The organism is Streptomyces sp. SID12501, assembly GCF_010550245.1.
Classification (GTDB): domain Bacteria; phylum Actinomycetota; class Actinomycetes; order Streptomycetales; family Streptomycetaceae; genus Streptomyces.
The window spans coordinates 1-557 of the sequence record NZ_JAAGLU010000344.1 but is presented as its reverse complement, the minus strand read 5'-3'; the positions used below and the strand labels follow the sequence as shown (position 1 = coordinate 557).

General features: G+C 74.1%; 1 protein-coding gene. It reads right to left on the bottom strand.

The window, feature by feature from the left end; translation table 11 throughout:
* Positions 1-84 precede the first annotated feature (84 nt).
* On the bottom strand, positions 85-557 hold a 473-nt coding region (locus G3I71_RS46130; RefSeq protein ID WP_164324912.1), incomplete at its 5' end, for a response regulator transcription factor.

Genomic DNA, 557 nt, shown 5'->3' with positions numbered 1-557 from the left:
CGCAGCGGTGTCGTGTCGCAGACGCGTGACGTCGCCGTGCCGGGAGTCAGGCAGGGCGCGGCGTCGGCGGGGTGGACCGGCGGCTCAGTGGCCGGGCTCGGCCCGCCAGCCGGAGTTCTTGCGGGACGCGACCCACGCCGCGACCTGCGTGCGCCCCTGCAGACCCATCTTGGCCAGCAGCGACGTGATGTGGTTCTTCACGGTCTTCTCGGCGACGCCGAGCCGCTCGGCGATCTCGCGGTTCGACAGGCCCTCGCCGATGAGGTCGAGCACGCGCAGCTCGCTGGGCGTCAGGCTCTCGGTCGGGTCCTCGTGGCCCGCGCGCCGGCGCGCGACCGTGCGGTCGTCGAGCAGCGTGCGACCCGCGGCGACCGCGCGGATCACGTCGGTGATCTCGGCACCGCGCACGCTCTTGAGCAGGTACGCGGACGCGCCCGCGTCGAGCGCGGCGGCCAGCGCGTCGTCGTCGTCGAACGACGTGAGCACGATCGCGCGCGCGGTCGGCAGCGTCTCCTTGACGGCGCGCATGAGGTCGATCCCGGTGCCGTCGGGCAGCT